The 17,796-nt window shown below is 50.4% G+C and carries 13 protein-coding genes; 7 read left to right on the top strand and 6 right to left on the bottom strand.

All coding sequences use genetic code 11. The annotated features are described in order from the left end of the window. Positions 1–105: 105 nt before the first annotated feature. Positions 106–771 (bottom strand): DUF3047 domain-containing protein, encoded by a 666-nt coding sequence (locus AB4875_RS01335; RefSeq protein ID WP_368374232.1) that lies wholly within the window; start codon positions 769–771, stop codon positions 106–108. A gap of 669 nt (positions 772–1,440) precedes the next feature. Between AB4875_RS01335 and AB4875_RS01330 the strand changes: the two genes are divergently transcribed. The 7 genes from AB4875_RS01330 (at position 1,441) to AB4875_RS01300 (ending at position 11,210) form a co-directional block, all read left to right on the top strand. Further along, positions 1,441–1,872: a thioesterase family protein gene (locus AB4875_RS01330; protein WP_368374231.1), complete on the top strand. Its 432-nt coding sequence runs from the start codon at positions 1,441–1,443 to the stop codon at positions 1,870–1,872. A gap of 122 nt (positions 1,873–1,994) precedes the next feature. Then, the gene (locus AB4875_RS01325) at positions 1,995–2,852 is read left to right on the top strand and encodes a MipA/OmpV family protein (RefSeq protein ID WP_368374230.1); all 858 of its coding nucleotides are present in this window, start codon (positions 1,995–1,997) and stop codon (positions 2,850–2,852) included. Positions 2,853–2,922: 70 nt separating this feature from the next. After that, entirely contained in the window at positions 2,923–4,167 is a 1,245-nt protein-coding gene (locus AB4875_RS01320; RefSeq protein WP_368374229.1) for a TIGR03862 family flavoprotein, read from the top strand. A 62-nt stretch (positions 4,168–4,229) separates the two neighbouring features. Beyond that, positions 4,230–4,484, top strand: coding sequence for a DUF2164 domain-containing protein (locus AB4875_RS01315; RefSeq protein ID WP_368374228.1), 255 nt, complete (start codon positions 4,230–4,232; stop codon positions 4,482–4,484). A gap of 55 nt (positions 4,485–4,539) precedes the next feature. Beyond that, complete coding sequence (locus AB4875_RS01310; RefSeq protein ID WP_368374227.1) at positions 4,540–7,218, top strand: PD-(D/E)XK nuclease family protein; 2,679 nt, start codon at positions 4,540–4,542, stop codon at positions 7,216–7,218. Continuing rightward, positions 7,215–10,574 carry a UvrD-helicase domain-containing protein gene (locus tag AB4875_RS01305; RefSeq protein ID WP_368374226.1) on the top strand — a complete coding sequence of 1,120 codons (3,360 nt, stop codon included), beginning with the start codon at positions 7,215–7,217 and terminating at the stop codon, positions 10,572–10,574. The genes AB4875_RS01310 and AB4875_RS01305 overlap by 4 nt, the downstream gene beginning before the upstream one ends. Positions 10,575–10,628: 54 nt before the next feature. Continuing rightward, the gene (locus tag AB4875_RS01300) at positions 10,629–11,210 is read left to right on the top strand and encodes a hypothetical protein (RefSeq protein ID WP_368374225.1); all 582 of its coding nucleotides are present in this window, start codon (positions 10,629–10,631) and stop codon (positions 11,208–11,210) included. On the opposite strand, the gene AB4875_RS01295 is transcribed toward AB4875_RS01300, so the two are convergent. From AB4875_RS01295 to AB4875_RS01275, 5 genes are all read right to left on the bottom strand, one after another. Then, the gene (locus AB4875_RS01295) at positions 11,207–12,295 is read right to left on the bottom strand and encodes a CNNM domain-containing protein (protein ID WP_368374224.1); all 1,089 of its coding nucleotides are present in this window, start codon (positions 12,293–12,295) and stop codon (positions 11,207–11,209) included. The two genes, AB4875_RS01300 and AB4875_RS01295, sit on opposite strands and share 4 nt — an antisense overlap. A gap of 122 nt (positions 12,296–12,417) precedes the next feature. Continuing rightward, positions 12,418–14,181: a SulP family inorganic anion transporter gene (locus AB4875_RS01290; RefSeq protein ID WP_438273512.1), complete on the bottom strand. Its 1,764-nt coding sequence runs from the start codon at positions 14,179–14,181 to the stop codon at positions 12,418–12,420. A 4-nt stretch (positions 14,182–14,185) separates the two neighbouring features. After that, positions 14,186–15,850 (bottom strand): bifunctional protein tyrosine phosphatase family protein/NAD(P)/FAD-dependent oxidoreductase, encoded by a 1,665-nt coding sequence (locus tag AB4875_RS01285; protein WP_368374222.1) that lies wholly within the window; start codon positions 15,848–15,850, stop codon positions 14,186–14,188. A gap of 36 nt (positions 15,851–15,886) precedes the next feature. Continuing rightward, positions 15,887–16,780 (bottom strand): MBL fold metallo-hydrolase, encoded by an 894-nt coding sequence (locus AB4875_RS01280; protein WP_368374221.1) that lies wholly within the window; start codon positions 16,778–16,780, stop codon positions 15,887–15,889. A gap of 21 nt (positions 16,781–16,801) precedes the next feature. Beyond that, positions 16,802–17,794 (bottom strand): cytochrome d ubiquinol oxidase subunit II, encoded by a 993-nt coding sequence (locus AB4875_RS01275; protein ID WP_368374220.1) that lies wholly within the window; start codon positions 17,792–17,794, stop codon positions 16,802–16,804. Between the last annotated feature and the right edge of the window lie 2 nt (positions 17,795–17,796).

Here is a 17,796-nt window from a genome sequence, read left to right as displayed (position 1 = left end):
GGAATACTAAGGGAAACGGCCCCAAAATTGAATCCCTTACGCGCCATCATGTACTATGAGCCACTGTTGACGGCGCTCTAGGTCTTATGCGGTTTCTACATTGGACTACATAGCAGTGAAGACTAGATCGCCATAATAAGATTCGGCATCCCATCCGCTATTATCGGTGTCGGTCATAATAGCTATGACGTCAATGTATCTATAGGTTTTGCGGTTGGCTTCTTCACTACCTTTGTCGCCAAAAGTCGCAATTAAGTCTTGGTATACATTGCGTTTTTCTTGGTACCAAGTACCTGTCTCAGATTGCTTGCCACGGATTGCCATCATTTTGACCTTTGCGCCAGCAAAGGGATTATCCCAAACCACGCCTTTATTTTGATTGCTAGACCAAACGTAGTTTAGTGATTTGGTCTTCCAAAGTCGTAAGCCGCCATCGATAACGACATAAATTCGAGCGACAAAGTCATCGCCATTTTTACTGCGCTCGTCTAACTGCGGAAGCGTCTTCTCTACTAGCCAACTCCAACTCAGGTACGGCGTCTTGGTGAGATCGATTTGCTTTTTTAGCACTAGCCCAGAGGCTGACTGACGACTAAGTGCCTTTAGTGCGATGCGCCCTTTATGCTCGCCTATGGTGTATATCGATTCACCTGCGAAGACTTTCGTTTCCCAGCTAAGAATACCGTTATCATTCAAGGACGTTAGATTTTCCGCCGCGCTTACATTCAAAGCAGCTATTGCGCTAAAAACTAACACACACCATCGAAACATACGGTCGTCCTATCTCTACCTTAGCGTGGATAAGGTATTTTTCTGAAGATGCTAGCAGCAAAAATGACTGCAACTTTATGATCCAACACATGACCTTCTTTTTCAGCGTATCTAAGGAACCAAATTGTCAAAAACTCACTGTACTCTAGGATATAGTCTCTGATTGGAAGAAGTGTAGTAATTGGCTTGCTGGTCCACGAATATCTGTGCGTAAAACAAAGGTCTGACTTAAACTGTCCGCCAGCATAATATATTCGTAATAAGGTCTTAGATAATAATATAGATGGCTGCCGCTCTTGCTGCAAAAAAACGATCTCTGAGCAATCGGACGACTAAAATACCATCATAATCAGTCCAGATTGACTAAGCACAAGGCCAGCAACTTACCGGACGCTGGTGTTCTGCAGTCGCAAGCCCATATTTGGTTGAGCTAAAAGCAGGATTGGTTTTAGATTCCCGGTGGTATTCCGCAGCTCGATAAGCAGCCCTAAGCGCGCGAGCGGGTGATGAAACCTTAGTTTTTTCTTCCTCTGCAAAAACTAACCTCTAGCTTTGCTTGCAATGGGTACATCTAAGCGGATAAGCCGGTAGACTAGGCAAATATAGTCGCGGTTCTGTAGAATCGAGGTTCTTAGCGCAATATCCCTTCATCACTTGGAAGTGCCTACCTTGGCCAGAAAAACCATAGAATTACCGCAACGATTCCAGTTCAGCACGGAGTATACGGTCCTGTATTCCGATGTAAATGTGGCAAACCATCTTGCGGCAGATCGCATACCCGCCATCGCCATTGAAGGCCAGCTTCGCTTCGTGATTGCCCTAGGTTATGAGCAGGCAACCGCATTTGAAGAGGCGGGTTTGATTATGGCCCACTCGGAAATTGCGTATATTACTGAAACCGACTACGGCGATCGCTTACGTATTGATGTGGCGGCAGTAAACTTTAGCGCCAAGAGTTTCGACTTGGTTTTCCGCCTATTTAATGTAAGTAAGAATATTGAAACCGCCAGGCTCCGCAATACTATGCTGTTTTTTGACTACAGCAGCAAATCGGTATGTGAAGTGCCGGCAAGCTTTAAGGAAAAAGTGGCTGCAAGATAATAGCGTCGGTAATACGGCTTAATTCCCTGTTGCCCTAAACTTGTTTTTAAAGCGTGTTTAATTTAGCTCCGACCTTGCAATTTTTTTGCGCTGGTCTAATCACGTTGAGCACAGGAAAGTATATGACATATATCTTGCGAATACTGTTGTTACTACAGGTGCTGGCATTAGTATCCACGAGTGCTTATGCGGATGATGTTGAGCGCCTGCCAAAATGGGAGCTGGGCGCCGGCTTGGCCGCGGCTAGTTTTCCCGACTACCCCGGCTCGGATCAAAATCGAAGTTTAGTCTTACCTTATCCAAGTGTGATTTATCGCGGTAGTCGCATCAGGGCGGGCCGCGATGGTTTGCGCGGCATGTTATTTAAAGGTAAGCGTTGGGATTTGGATGTTTCTGCGGGAGGCAGTCTATCGGTTAATAGCGAAGACAACCGCGCTCGAGAAGGTATGAATGATTTGGGTATAAGCGTGGAATTTGGGCCTTCACTGCGTTTAAAATTTATCGACGAGGCAGATCAAAAGCTGCAGTTGCGCTTCAACTTGCGCGCCTTGTTGGTGACCGATGATTTCCCAGTATTGGACTATGAAGGCTGGCTGTTTAACCCTGAACTGCGCTGGCGTCGTCACTTTGGCGAGCGCTATATACTGGGAAGCTCTTTAGAGTTGCGCTACGCAAACAGGGCCTACCACGATCATTTTTATGGGGTGGCGTCACAATTTGCTACCGTCACGCGGCCAGAGTATCGGGGCCAGCGCGGATATAGCAGTGTGGGCGTGAGTAGTTTTGTGACAATGAAGCTGGATCAAAATTGGCGCACATCGGTCCGTCTTGGCTATTACGATCTGCACGATGTGGCATTTAACGACAGTCCCTTGTTCCGCAAAAACAGCGGCGCGTTTTTCGGTTTATCAATATCTCGTGTCTTGTGGCGTTCAGAAGCCACCGTAGGTCCGGCGCGCATCGATGACATTACTTTGTAAGCCCAGCTGATCTTAATGGCGACCTGATTGCGGTACAATCTTGGGCTCTGTCTTTGTTCGAGTCTGTAGCATGCCTGATTCTGTTGTCCACCTCAGCGCTGTCGTTATCGGCGGCGGCCCAGCGGGCCTGATGGTTGCGGAACAGTTGAGTAAAGCGGGCGTGCTTGTCGATCTCTATGATGCAATGCCCACCGTCGGCCGAAAGTTTCTGCGGGCCGGTATTGGCGGCCTAAACCTAACCCACAATGAAGACTGGCAGGATTTTACTGATCGCTACGGTGATAAGGCGCCTTTGCTAAAGCCGATACTAGATAGTTTTACCGCAAATGATCTGCGCGATTGGGCGGCCGGATTAGATGTAGAAACCTTTGTCGGTAGTTCTGGACGGGTTTTTCCTGTGGAGAAAAAGGCGGCACCGTTGCTGCGGCGATGGTTGCGTCGTTTACGTGATAATGGCGTACGTATTCACAGTCGTCATCGTTGGCTAGATTGGGACGATAGCGGCAATCTACGCATTCAAGGCCCTGATAAACTCCTAACCGTAAAAGCAGAGATGACTTTTTTTGCCTTGGGCGGTGGCAGTTGGTCAGCCCTGGGTTCTGACGGACATTGGCTGGCGAAATTTAAAGCGGCGGGTGCTAGCTGCCAAGAATTCAGACCCAGCAATTGTGGATTTGAATACCCTTGGTCGGCCGATATTCTAAGCAACTATAGTGGCTCACCACTGAAATTAATTGCGGTATCGGTTTGTGATAACCGCGGTGTGGAATGGCGCCAGCGCGGCGACGCGGTCATCGCCTCCTACGGTATTGAAGGTGGTCCCGTATACGGTATATCCGCTGCCATGCGCGATGTGATAGAACAGCGTGGCGAGTGCACAGTATATTGGGACCTTGACCCAGATCGTTCGCTGGAAAAATTACAGGCAGCAATCGCTAAGCGCCGGCCCAAAGATTCACTCGCCAATGTTCTACGTAAGCAATGTGGTTTGGTCGGAAATAAGCTTGCGATGTTCAAGGCTCTAACTAGTAAAGCGCAAATGGCGGATCTAGACGGCCTTCCAGTGCTAATAAAAAATTTGCCCCAGACGATTACAGCAATTCGCCCATTAGATGAAGCAATTAGTACCGATGGCGGAATTTGTTTTAGCGCCATTGATGATAAGCTGATGTTAATGCAGCGCCCAAATACCTATTGCGTGGGAGAGATGCTGGACTGGGAGGCCCCCACCGGAGGCTACTTATTAACAGCATGTTTTGCCACCGCAGTTTGGGCGGCGAAAGCAGCCTTAGCGCGTAAAGCCACTAGTGAATAATAATAGTATCGCATCGCTAATATTAGCGATGTTAAGTCTTATAAAAATTATACGGAGATGGAATGGCCATTATTGAATTTTCTAAAGAAGAGAAAGACACGATTATTGCCAAGGTGCAACGCTATTTTGAAGATGAGCTGCATCAGGATATTGGGAAGTTCGATGCAGAATTTTTAACAGACTTCTTTTCTGAAGAAGTAGGAGCGTATTTTTATAATCGCGGTTTAAATGATGCAAAAATGTTAATGGAAGATAAGTTGGCTGATATCAGCGATGCACTGTATGAGATTGAGAAGCCTACAACGTTTGCAAGATAAATAGTTTTTACATATTTTATTTTTAATTTTTTTATAATAGTAAAAGGATTTTTCTGTGGTATCAATAGAATTGGCGACGCTGTTAAGCTGTGAGGGGCACAGCATTGTCTTGATGCCTAGTGACGCCAGTGCCCGGCAATGCCGGGACCGGGTCGCGCACTTGCGCGGCAGTCATGATCAAGCATTTATTGAGACTGTTACAGTAATGCCTGTCGATCAGTGGCTGGCAGAATCCTGGGATGCCACCTTCCCCTCCAAACAAGTGTTGCGGCCAATTCAGCTGCTCGCCTTAGCCAGAGAGATCATCGAGGAAAGCGAGTTCTTCCCTAAAGATTGCCTAAATAGTATGGCGATCACCCGCCAGTTTGTGGACGCCTTTCAGCTGCATGCGCAATACCAGCTCAGTAGTGATGAAGACTATTATCGTTTTTCAGCGGAATATCAGGCTTTTTATCATTGGCAGCGTAGCATGCAGGCTAAATTAGATTCTCAGTTGGCACTCAGCGGCCAGCAATTGCCAGCGCATTTAAGTGAGGTGCTTAATACCTCAGGTATTGATCTTCCTGATCAATTAGTACTTAGCGAGGGCCTTGAACTTAGCCCTGCTGCTCAGGCATTTATTCGGCGCTGTGCTGATAAAACAAGCCTGATGACACTGCTTGATGAGCAGCTTGGCGACACTCCGCCCAGATTTAGTTCTGTTGCGCAAATAGGTCAAGAGTGCGAAGCGGTGGCGGCGTGGTTAAGAGCTAAGTTTGAGGTAAGCACCAGTCTTCAAAAGCCTTTACAAGATTCATTGTTTGCGATTTTAGTGCCGGATATGAATCGTTATCAAGCACCACTAAACAATGTATTGCAGCGTCAATTTTATCCGAGTGGTTTGTTCCCCTCGGCGAATAGCGAGGTGCGTGAACCCTGGGTATTTGAGGGTAGTGAAACACTGCTGTCTTACCCGCTGATAAAATCGGCCTGGGATTTAATCTCCCTTAGCGGCAGAGCGTTGCCGCTAGAGCAACTTAGCCGCATTCTGCGATCTCGTTTCGTGCGGGGCTGGCCAGAATCGCGGAGCATAAGGGCTAGTTTAGACCTCCGTTGGCGAGATTATCTAAGTCCAGAAACTAGTTTGCGCAATGCGATTTCGCTGGCGCGCAAATTTGAGGAAGAGGAGCCCGGCGTTAGTGACTTTTTACATGATCTAGAAGCGATGCTTAAAAGTATGCCTGCGCGGCAACTCCCCTCCTCTTGGGTACGATTCTTCGATCAACTTTTGCTGACCGCTTCTTGGCCCAATGCTAGTGATGATGACGTGGTTGTGGAGCAGTGTCGCCGTGGTTTTAGTCAGGCCATGGATGTGTTCCGCGCACTAGATCGTCAGCTGGGCGAAATCAATCACGACACCGCCCTGTCATGGTTGCAACATATTTTGAGTACTAAGCGATTTTCGGTCGCGCGGGAATGGCCTTGCCCAGTGCGGGTTATGTCTTACGATGATGCGCTTGGCTTGAAGTTCGATGGGGTTTGGATAATGGGCTTGGATGATAACGCCCTGCCGCGTCGGGTAGAGCCTTCTCCGTTTTTGCCCCTAGAACTGCAGCAGCGTGCTAACTACGCCAATAGTGATCCGGGCTTGTGCTTACAGCGCGATCAACAGGTGTTGCGCGGCCTGTTAAAGTCTTCTCCAGAAGTGCATGTCAGCCACTGCAGAGAGAATGAAGTGGGTAGTCCGTTGGGGCCATGTACCTTGTTAAGCGAGTATATTGATGACGATGTGTGGCTTGGCGCAAACCAATATATGGCGCAGGGCCGCGTGGCTATGCCGGCTGCCGATAACGTCAGAGCAGTTAACCCTGAGCAGCGCGCTGCAGTCCGCGGTGGCACGGGCTTATTTAAAGAGTATGCGAGTAGTCCATTCTTTGCGTTTTTAAAATATCGATTAAATTTGCGCGAATTTCCGGTCGCCGCTGAGGGCTTAGATCATCGCATACAGGGTATTTTGATTCACGACACTATGCAGTATGTCTGGGAAGAATTGCAGACTAAAGTCGCCTTAGACGCCTGTAGCGACCTGCAATTAGAGGCATTAGTAAGAGCGAGTTGCGAGCGTGCATTAGAGAATCCGGAGCTCAGTGTGGCCCGTTTTGGCGAGTCGCTACTTAGTATTGAAAAAGAACGAGTGATCACCTTGGTTTGCGCGTGGATGGATAAAAATGAGCGACCACGCATAGAAGACTTTGACGTGTTGTCTACCGAGCAATTAGTGGAAAGTGAGTTGATGGGTATTCCGCTCAGAATTCGTATGGATCGCGTCGATAAGATTGGCGATAAGCGTTTGGTTATAGATTACAAAACCGGCACCATCGATGGCCGCTCCCTCAGTGTCGATAATTTAACAGAGCCTCAGCTTCCCATTTATGTGCTGGCGCAGAAGGACGGGATGGCAAAGCTCGACGGTGTGATGTTAGCGCAGCTTAAAAGCCCGGATGATTTAAAAATTCATATGCGCAGCAATTGGGCTAGCAGTGTGGTGGCTAAGAAACCCCATAGTAATGACGTTGATAGTCCTGAAAAATGGCAGGCGGAATTAGAGGCTTGGTCGACCGCGCTACAAGATATGGCGGTAGGTATTTTGGCGGGAAATATTGAACATGACTTTAGTCAAAATCACAGTCGTGGCTTTAATACTTTTTTGCTGCCTTTGCTGCGAGATTTAAGTATTGAGGAGGATGCTCAATGAGCCAGTATCCTCGTCCGCCCGATCAAGCGCAGCGCGAGCTGGCCGTTGATCCCCGCCGCTCGGTATTAGTGCGAGCGCCTGCCGGTTCAGGGAAGACCGGGGTATTATTACTTCGTTATTTACACTGCTTGCTCGCGGTTGACCAGCCGGAAACTGTGGTCGCAATTACCTTTACCAATAAGGCCGCGGGCGAAATAAAAGAGCGGGTTATCTCTGCATTACAAGACGGTGCTGAGGCCCTGGCGAATGTGGCAAAAGGCGAGAAACTCGCTCTGCTTGCTAGCGGGTTTGAGCATGATATTCGGGAGGCAGTATTTAAAGTACTAGAGAAAGACGCGCTAAATCATTGGCACTTACTCAAGAACAGTGCCCGCTTGCGGATCACCACCTTTGATAGTCTTTGTGGCAGCTTGGTGAGGCGTTTACCCTTGCTGTCAGGTCTTGGCGCGGCGGTGCCCGTCACCGATGCCGAGGCATTATATCGCGAGGCAATTCTCAGTTTATTTAGGCAGTTAGACGAGAGTCATTGCCCCCCTGCCCTTGCCGTCGCCCTGCAAAGCTTATTGGCCTACGGCAGCAATCGCATAGAGACATTGCTGCCCTTACTGTCGGCCCTGCTGTCAAAGCGCGACCAATGGTTGCGAGATGTTATTAGTGGCGATCTCGATGTAATGGAAGCGGCTTTGGCCGAAGAAGTGGCAGCTCAGTTTGAGCCAGCGTGGGAGGCCTTGCAGGAATTAGATGTTGACCAGCTGATAACGGCATTTGTCGCGTCGTCGGGATCAAATGAAGCGCATGCTTGGGCGGCGGATTTACGCAGTAGTGAGCAGCTCGGTATTGCAGATTTTGAGTTGCTGCAACAATTGGCTGCGGCCATGCTCAGTGGCAAGGGTGAGCTATATAAACCGCGCTCCTTAAATTATGCGGGTCTAAAAGCGGGTCAAGCTGGCACCGCTGAGGCCAAGAGTTGGCTTAAGGGTTTGGAGGACGACGGTTTATTTGAAACAGCGTCGCTGTATTTGGCCAGTATTGCCAACTTGCCGCCGCCGTATTTGCCGGCCAGTAGCCGCGAGCTGGTGGGGCATTTTCGAATTGCCCTCGCGTATTTGCTGGCACATCTGCGGCTGAGTTTTGAGCATAAAGGGGGTGTCGACTTTGGCGAGATAGCGCAGCGTGCTATCACCGCTCTGAGTGCCGAGCACGGCGAAGTGATTGGTGACGCGCTGTTGGTGGAAGATCGTGTTCGGCATATTCTAGTCGACGAAATGCAGGACACCTCGGTTAGTCAGATCGAATTGCTTGAGGCCTTATGCCAAGGCTGGGAAGAAGACGATGGCCGCAGTGTATTTTTCTGTGGCGATTTACAGCAATCGATTTATGCCTTTCGCGGCAGCCTAGTCAGTTTGTTTGATGAGTTGCTGCAGCGCGGTAGTTTCGCCGGTAAAACCCTGATGCCCTTGCAGCTAACTGCTAATTTCAGGTCGTCGCCGGATTTGGTGAATTGGGTAAACGATTGCTTCAAAATTCTATTTACGGATCGCGGCCGTTACTACGAGGCGGCACTGCCCCAGCGTGATAATGACGGTGAAGTGTGTATTCACCCCCAAGTATTGGGACAGAAAGTCGATGCTAAGCTGAGCGTAGGGCAAGCCGAGGCGCAGGAAATTGTGGCCTTAATTCAGAAGGTCCAAGCCAGCGACATCGCAACTGCTAAGAACTCGTCAGTGGCGATATTGGTTCGCAACCGCGGTCACTTAAAACATATTGTACCGGCCTTAAAATCGGCGGGAATTACCTTCTCCGGCCAAGACATAGACAGCTTGACGGCGACCCCCGCGGTAATGGATTTTATGGGCCTGCTGCGCGCGCTGTGGCATGAGGCCGATAACGTCGCCTGGGCCCGTGTTGTGCGTGCGCCTTTTGTGGGATTAAGTTGGGACGACCTGCTGCTACTGCGCGAATCTGGCGGCCTACTTCGCGACGCTATTATGAATATTGAGCACTGCAGCGAGCTCAGCGACGACGGAAAGCAGGCACTCACTCACTTGCGAGATACCGTGACGTGGCTGGAAAGTTGCCCGCAGAGCCGAGATTTGCGGTGGGCGCTACGCAGTGCATGGTATTTACTCGGTGGCCCAGCCTGTATCGAGCCGCATCAGCAAGGCGATATTGATCGGGTATTGGCGCTTCTAGATGAGTATGCGCCGGCCGGATTATTGGAAGACATTAGAGTGCTAGAGCGTGCCCTAGAGCGCCTATACGCCACCCCGCCCAGCAGTAATATAGAACTGATGACCATCCATAAATCCAAGGGCTTGGAATTTGATGTGGTGATTTTGCCGGGCACCGGCGCATCCGGTCGCAATGCTGATCGCGACTTGCTCGCGTGGCAGCGGCTGCGCGGCCACATGATCTTTGCTCCCAAGCCCAAGCGGTCCGGTGCAGATGCAGCTGCTGGAAAGTTATACGACTATATGAGCAATTGCCAAGCCCGCGCCTTGGACGAAGAAATTGACCGATTGATCTACGTTGCACTCACTCGCGCCCGGCGCGAACTACATGTGTTTGGGCAGGCAAAAATAAATGGTAAAGGTGATGTCGCCCCGACCGCTGGCAGCGTGTTGAGTCGTTTGTGGGCGAGTGTTAGTGATAGCTTTGAATGCGCTGATGTCATTGAAGTCGACGATGTTGTCGCGCCCTTGCGGGTACCAATTGCGCCGCGTCTGCGAGACTTCCAGATCGTTAGCGAGCCGATATGGCAGCCACCGATGCCGCCGGAATCACCTTTGCAGCGCGCCCAGCGTCAAACGGAAAACGCCGTGTTAGAAGACAATATAGAAGACCGCGCGGTGGGGATTGTTTTTCATGAGCTTATGGAGCGCTTGGGGCGGCGTAATGATCGCGAACAATGGCTGTTGGATAACGACCGCCTTCGCGGTGGAGTTACTCAGCGCTTGCGCCATCACTGCCATCCTGAGCCGGGTCTAGATGACAGCGTGGCGAGAGTGATGGAGCTGGTTGCGAATACTTTGAACTGTGAGCAAGGTCAGTGGATTCTGGCCAGTTACCAGTGGCAGGCCAGCGAGCAAACCATTCGCAGAATGATTGGCGGGCAGTGGCAAACCTTGATTCTAGATCGAGTTTTTATCGATCAGGATCGCTGTTGGATTGTGGATTACAAGACAGCTAAGGCCAAGGGTAATCTACAGCGCTTTTTAGCAGAGCAGGCGGAGCGATATCGCAGTAAAATGACGATTTACCAGCAAGCATTGCGCGCAACTGGGGTAGAATGCCCGATTAGCACGGCCTTGTATTTTCCAGCACACCAGCAATTGCTAGTACTGGACGAGGCGTGACTTCAAACAAAGAGACGATGGCCAGTGTGGGCCGGTTTAGGAATGATTCCCTACATGAAAAAGCTGCTTAGTTTTACTTTATTGTCGATGCTATTAGTGGGGTGTTCGCAGTTTAAAATCACTAAGCCGCTGAGCTCGGCTAATTTACATAAGCCCATGCAGGCCGACGACAATTCGCAGCCAGATGACGTCAGCGACATACAGATATTAGCGAGTAGCGCGTCGCGGAATATGCTGCTCGGTAAATGGTACGGTATTCGTACTATGGAAAACGGTGGCCAAAAAGAGTGGCTTACCGAGCGCTCTGCCGATGGTACCTATCGGGTTGATTTTCGATTTGTAGATACTGATGGCAGTGCGCGATCACAATCTGAAGTTGGTTTTTGGGGGGTGTCGGGCGACATTTACTTTCGCATATTTCGTGGCTGGGTCACTGTCGAGGGTATGAAACCCGCCGACCCGACGGTTGCAGATCATTACGACGCCTACAAAATTGAAGGCTTGGATGACAACGCATTTAGTTATATTCATCTGACGAGAAACCAACGTTACACGGTAAAAAAAGTCCCGACGGACTTCCGCTTGCCAATAACTGTGAAGAGCAAGGAAACCGAGCCCCTCACCTTTAGCTACTAATCGGCCTTAGGTGCTTGCCAAGCGGTCGCAGCACTGATTTTATCGTCATCGAATACGCCCAAGCTACGCGCCCTCTTCGCCCATAGCTCACGGGCTAGCGCCTGCATATTCACCGCGGTGTCGGTCTCGTCCACAATCTCCATTCCGAGCATGGTTTCTATTAAGTCCTCCATGGTCACAAGGCCCATCACACTGCCGTATTCATTGACGATTAATGAGATTTGCAGGTGCATCTCTGTCAATTTATGTAGCAGCTCAGAGGTGGCTAATGTCTCAGGCACGGTAAATAACTCGCGCCGTAAACTGCTCAGCGCTGCGTCGGGACTGCGTGACATGGCGAGCATTAGCTCGTCTTTGCGGATGTAACCGGTGATATTGTCGGTTTCACCCGCGTAGACGGGAATTCGGGAAAACAAAATTGCGGTATTGCCATCGACAACATCCTTAACAATGGCGTTCTCAGGCAGGCTGAAAATGACCAGTCTAGGCGTCATCACATCCCGTGCTTGCAGGGACCGAAAGCGAATTAAACTGGCCACAGCGCGGGCTTCTTTTCGATCTAATATGCCCTCATTGACGGCAACATCTGCGAGGGCAACAAATTCCTCGCGGCTGATTGAGTGCGTGCCTGCGCCTCGAGACAGCAAGCGCGTAATGCCCTGCGCCATAAGTACCAAGGGGTACATTGACCACACTATAAACCGCAGTGTAAGGGCACACGGCGCAGATAGTTGGCGCCAGAATAAAGCGCCTAAGGTCTTAGGAATGATTTCTGAAAGGACTAAAATCAATAGCGTTAATACCGCTGAAATTAAACCGAAGTAGGCTGCGCCGAACAGCGCCGTTGCCTGTGCCCCGGCTCCCGCTGCGCCCACGGTGTGGGCAATGGTGTTCAGACTTAGAATTGCCGCCAGTGGTCTATCAATATCGGTTTTATACTCGCGCCACAAGCGGCCGTTACGACGCCCGCGGGCTTCTTCCGCGGCAATATAAGACGGTGTTACGCTCAGCAATACCGCCTCCAATACTGAGCATAAAAAAGACACGCCGAGGGCAATGGATATATAAACTAATAATAAAATCATGATGGGATCGACATAGAAAAGTATGTCAGATTGCCTCATTGCCAGCTTATAAAGTCAAGCGCAGAAAGTCCTTTTTCTGTGCAATCGAGAAAATGCGAAGGCTGAGGAAATACAGCTGGGGCTTATATATTCCAGTCACTACTAGCCGTGTGGTCTTCCTTACCTTGCTCCCGTATTTTTGCGATGCCAAGATGATGAGACAAAAACACCTTGCCACTTAAGTGCTTGATGAAATCAGTTTTATCGAGCACGTCCATCACTGGGCCTTTCACCTCAGAAAGGTGCAGGGTAATACCGCTGTCTTGCAAGCGCTGGTTGATGGATTCTAATACCTCCAGCGCACTGAGATCGATTTCATTGACTGCAGTACACATCAAAATGACGTGCTGAATCGCTGGGTTGGCGTCGACTAACTCATACACCCGATCCTCTATAAAACCGGCATTCGCAAAATATAAACTCTCATCAATTCGCAGAGATAAAATATCGTTGTGGGTAATGACTTTGTGACGGTTGATATTGCGATAGTGCTCAGTGCCCGGTACTTCTCCGACCACCGCCATATGTGGCACCGAGGTCTTATATAAATGCAGTGCCAGCGAGGCAAACACGCCACAGGCCACGCCGGTTTCTACGCCCAGTAACAGCGTAATCAGCAGTGTGGTCATAACCGCGATAAAGTCGCTGCGAGCGTAGCCCCAGGATTTTTTGAGAATGGAGAAGTCCACCAGTGATAGCACAGCCACAATGATGGTCGCTGCCAAGGTGGCCTTGGGTAAAAACGCTAAATAGGGTGTGAAGTACATTGCAGCGGCGCCGATTCCCACGGCGGTAAACATGCCCGCGGCTGGGGTCACAGCACCAGCGTCAAAGTTGACAACTGAGCGCGCAAAGCCGCCGGTAACGGGATAACCGCCAGAAAATGACGCGGCGATATTGGCGGCGCCAAGGCCGATAAGTTCTTGATTAGGGGTAATACGCTGGCGACGTTTGGCTGCCAGGGTGTGGCCAACGGATACCGATTCGACAAACCCGATAATGGAGATAAAGACCGCCGACATCATTAGCTCTCGCCACGCGTCGTGACCCAGTTTGGGCATTTGCAAGCTGGGGAGGCCGGTCGGTACTTCGCCCACCAAAACCACGCCTTTGCTGCCAAGGTCAAAGTAGTAGGCAGCATAGCTGGTGGCAATAATGCCCAGTACTGGTCCGGTTTTGGCTAGCATACCGGCGGCTTTGTCGCTAAGTCCTGCGCGAACGAGCAGGGGCTTGAGTCCGCTGCGCACCCAAAACAAAAAGATCAGGGTGGGTAGGCCCACGGCCACCGTGGTGAGATTGGTACTGCCCACAGATTCATACAGCGAGTGCAGCAGGCTAAAGAGGCTTTCGCCATCTGCTTTAATACCGAGAATATGTTTGAGTTGGCTAAAGGCGATGATAATACCCGAGGCGGTAATGAAACCGGCAATCACGGGGTGGGATAAAAAATTGGCCAGAAAGCCCATGCGCAATATGCCCATACCTAGCAGGAACACACCCGATAGAAAGGCGAGTAATAGCGCGGCCTCTATATAGCTGGTGCTGCCCGCGCTGGCGATATGGCCAATCGCCGAAGCAGTCATCAGAGAGACAACTGCTACCGGTCCGACAGACAGGGTGCGACTGGTGCCAAAAATTCCGTAGGCGACCAGTGGCAGCATGCTGGCGTACAAACCCATTTGCGGCGGCAGCCCTGCGAGTAGGGCGTAGGCTAGCGACTGGGGGATCAGCATAATGGTGACGATTACCGCCGCCAGTAAATCACTGAGTAGCACCTCGCGATCGTACTCTTTTGCCCAAGTAAGAATGGGCAAATAGTTTTTAAGCGCAGTCAGTTTCAATGACATTCCCCTAGTTTTCATCAGTCATTGTTGGTGTTACCAGCCATTCTTTGCCCTTGAGCATGCCCTGCCAGTAAATGGGTGGCAGTAGCCTTTCTTTTAAAAACCAAGCTGCACGTGTTGGTTTGGTGCCGTCGAGTAGCCACTTTGGCATACTCGGTAACAGCTTGCCGCCGTAACCAAATTCGGCCAGTACGATTTTGCCGCGCTCCACGGTCAGAGGACAAGATCCGTAACCATTGTAGTGGGCAACGCAATGCTTGCCTTTAATATCGGCAATAATGTTGGCGGCAACAATAGGAGCTTGCACCCGCGCTGCGGCAGCCGTTTTGGCATTGGGGGAATTGGCGACATCACCGAGCGACCAAATATTGTTGTAGCGTTTGTGGCGCAGGGTGGTTTGGTCTACATCTACCCAACCGGCCTGATCGACTAATGGGCTGCTGCGAATAAAGTCCGGCGCAATTTGCGGTGGGCAGACGTGGATCATATCAAACTCGCGGCTGACTATTTCGGTATTGCCGTCGGCTGTGGTGGTTTCAAAGTAGGCGGTTTTTTTGTCGCCATCGATGCGCACTAGTTTGTGGTTAAACTTCAGTGCCGCGCGATATTTTTCTACGTATTTCATTAGCGCAGGCACGTAGTCGGCGACGCCGAATAGTACTGCCCCAGCGTTATAAAATTCGATATCAATTTTTTCTAAGCATTGGTTTCTATACCAGTGGTCGCCAGACAGATACATGGCCTTTTGCGGCGCCCCAGCGCATTTAATGGGCATGGGTGGTTGGGTGAACAAGGCGCGGCCGCCCTTTAAATTACGGACCAAGTCCCAAGTATAAGGTGCAAGATCATAGCGGTAATTAGACGTTACGCCATTGCGACCTAGGGTTTCGCTAAGGCCTTCTATGCCATCCCAGTTGAGTTTTATGCCGGCGGCAACGACTAGTCGGGTGTATTTAATGAGGCGGCAACCTTCCAGGGTAACGGTATTGCTGTCGGGGTTGAAAGCGGCGACGGCGGCTTTAATCCATTCTGCGCCCTTAGGAATTAAAGAGGCCATGTCGCGCATCGTTTGCTCGGGCGTAAAAATACCTGCACCCACTAAGGTCCAGCCGGGTTGGTAATAGTGTTTGTCGGCGGGGTCAATGATCGCAATGGACAGTGATTTGTCGCGTGATAGCAAGCTGGCGGCGGTGGATATCCCCGCTGCGCCACCGCCGACGATAAGCACGTCGTAGCTGCGCAGTGTTTTCATTTCGCCACTTTTACCGGCGATGCGCGCCGCTACGCCGCTCATGTCGTAGCCAGCAAGTTTTGCTGTAGCGACGATATCCGTCAGGGGTTGGTGGTTAGCTTGGCTTAAAGCCCAAAGGGTAGTTGAGCGCATACCGCTGCGGCAAAAAGCGTGAATGGGGCCTTCCTGCTCTAGTAATGTGGCGAACGCGGTGGCTTCTTCGTCGCGAACCATACCCATAGTTACGGGCAAATAATGGCATTGAATGCCGTGTTCAGTTGCCGCTTTTTCGATCTCTGAAAATAGTGGTTGGTCTGAGCCTTCGCCATCGGGGCGATTACAAATTATGGTGCGAACACCACGTTTTGCAAGTTCACTTATATCGCTAGGCAGCAGCTGCTCAGAGACGCTTAATGTTGAACTCAAAGCCTTAATATTCATTGGAACTCCGGATGACGACATTGGAAAGTGAGTGATTTACAGCAGATTCAGCGGCAACTTTAGGTAGACCACATCGTTGCTGTCAGGCTTGGGGAGATGGCCAGCTCGCATATTTACTTGCAGCGAGGGTAAGATCAGTCTTGGCATACCTAAAGTCGCATCCCGCTGTTCGCGCATAGTGACAAAATCACTTTCACTGACACCCTGATGGACGTGAATATTATCTTCGCGCTCTTGTTTTACGGTGGTTTGGTATTCGACATTGCGACCGTTGGGCATATAGTCATGACACATAAATAAACGCAGTTCGTCTGGCAGTGACAGAATACGTTGAATGGATTTGTATAACGTTTTGGCGTCGCCGCCGGGAAAGTCTGCGCGGGCACTGCCGCCATCGGGCATAAATAGCGTGTCGCCAACAAAGGCCGCGTCACCCATGATGTGAGTCATGCACGCGGGGGTGTGACCTGGAGTGTGGAGTGCATGGCAGCGCATCTCGCCGACCAAGTATTCGTCGCCATCTTGAAATAAATGATCGAACTGTGAGCCGTCACGGCAGAAGTCGCTGCCCTCGTTGAAAATTTCGCCAAAGGTCTTCTGAACAGTCGTAATCTCTGCGCCAATACCAATCTTACCGCCCAACTTATCCTGAATATAGGGCGCCGCTGACAGGTGGTCGGCGTGAACATGAGTTTCAATAATCCACTGCAGCTCGAGCTTATGACTGCGAATATAAGCGATAATTTTATCGGCACCGTTTAGGCTTAATCGGCCGGCGGCATAGTCAATCTCCATAACGGAGTCAATGACCATACAGGCATTGGATGCCGGATCTTTTGCGATGTAAGAGAATGTGTTGGTGGGCTCGTCGAAAAATGCCAACACCTCGGGTTTTGCAGTCAAGTCGGTTTGAAACGGTAATTTTTTCATCGATTAAATATCCTTTTTAACTTATTCGTAAGACAGCGCGGTGGCCTTGCCGTGAAATATTCGGTAAACAAAAAATGTATAAACTAGAATAGCTGGCAGCGTTAGGACAACGCCGACCAAGGTAAATTGTAGTGACTTCACCGATGCCGCGGATTCCCAAATAGTGAGGCCACCAATAACAATGTCGGGGAAAATACTATAGGCCAGACCGAGGCTAGCCATGAGGCAGATCGCGACGGTGCAGGCATAAATTAGCCAGCCGTTGTTGTTGCTGAGAGCCCGAGGTTTGTTAAGCAGCATCACAATACTGCCATAGCAAATTATGCAAACTAGCGGGATTGGCATTAACCAAATAGCGTTTGGCCAAGTAAACCATTTTTCGGCAATACTACTACTGACTATGGGGGTCGCGATAGAGACCATAAAAAGCCCCAAGCCCATTGGCCAGATTGCCATCCGCGCCCATTTGATGGCTTTATCACGTAAGTCGCCTTCGGTTTTCATCAGCAGCCATCCGCAGCCTAAAATCAGGTAGAGCGCGGGCAGTGTGACGGCGATAAGCGCCGAAAAAAGTAGGCTTGTGGCGGAGCTCTGCAGGCCGGTGATGTAGGCGCCGAGCATCCAGCCCTGCGCCGACGATGCGATCAGTGAGCCTGCAAAGAAGGCTTTATTCCACAAGCCGCGACGGTGATCCCCCGCCTTTACTCGTAGATCAAAGGCCACGCCCCTAAGGATTAAGGCCATTAGCATTATGGTGACGGGTAAATACAGGCTGGTAAGAATAATGCCGTGGGCAACGGGAAAGGCGATAAGTAAGACCCCGACGCCTAGTACAATCCAGGTTTCATTGGCGTCCCAAAACGGGCCGATGGAGGCGATCATCATATCTTTTTCGGCTTCGTTCGCCAGTGGCACTAACATGCCGACGCCCAGATCATAGCCGTCGAGAACGACATAAATTAGTAGCGCTAGCCCCATTATGCCCATGTAAATAATTGGTAACCAATATTCCATTG

Source organism: Zhongshania sp. R06B22 (assembly GCF_040892595.1).
In the GTDB taxonomy this organism is placed as follows: Bacteria; Pseudomonadota; Gammaproteobacteria; order Pseudomonadales; family Spongiibacteraceae; genus Spongiibacter; species Spongiibacter arctica.
Note: the sequence above shows the minus strand (reverse complement) of the source record. Positions and strands in the feature narration are given on the sequence as shown.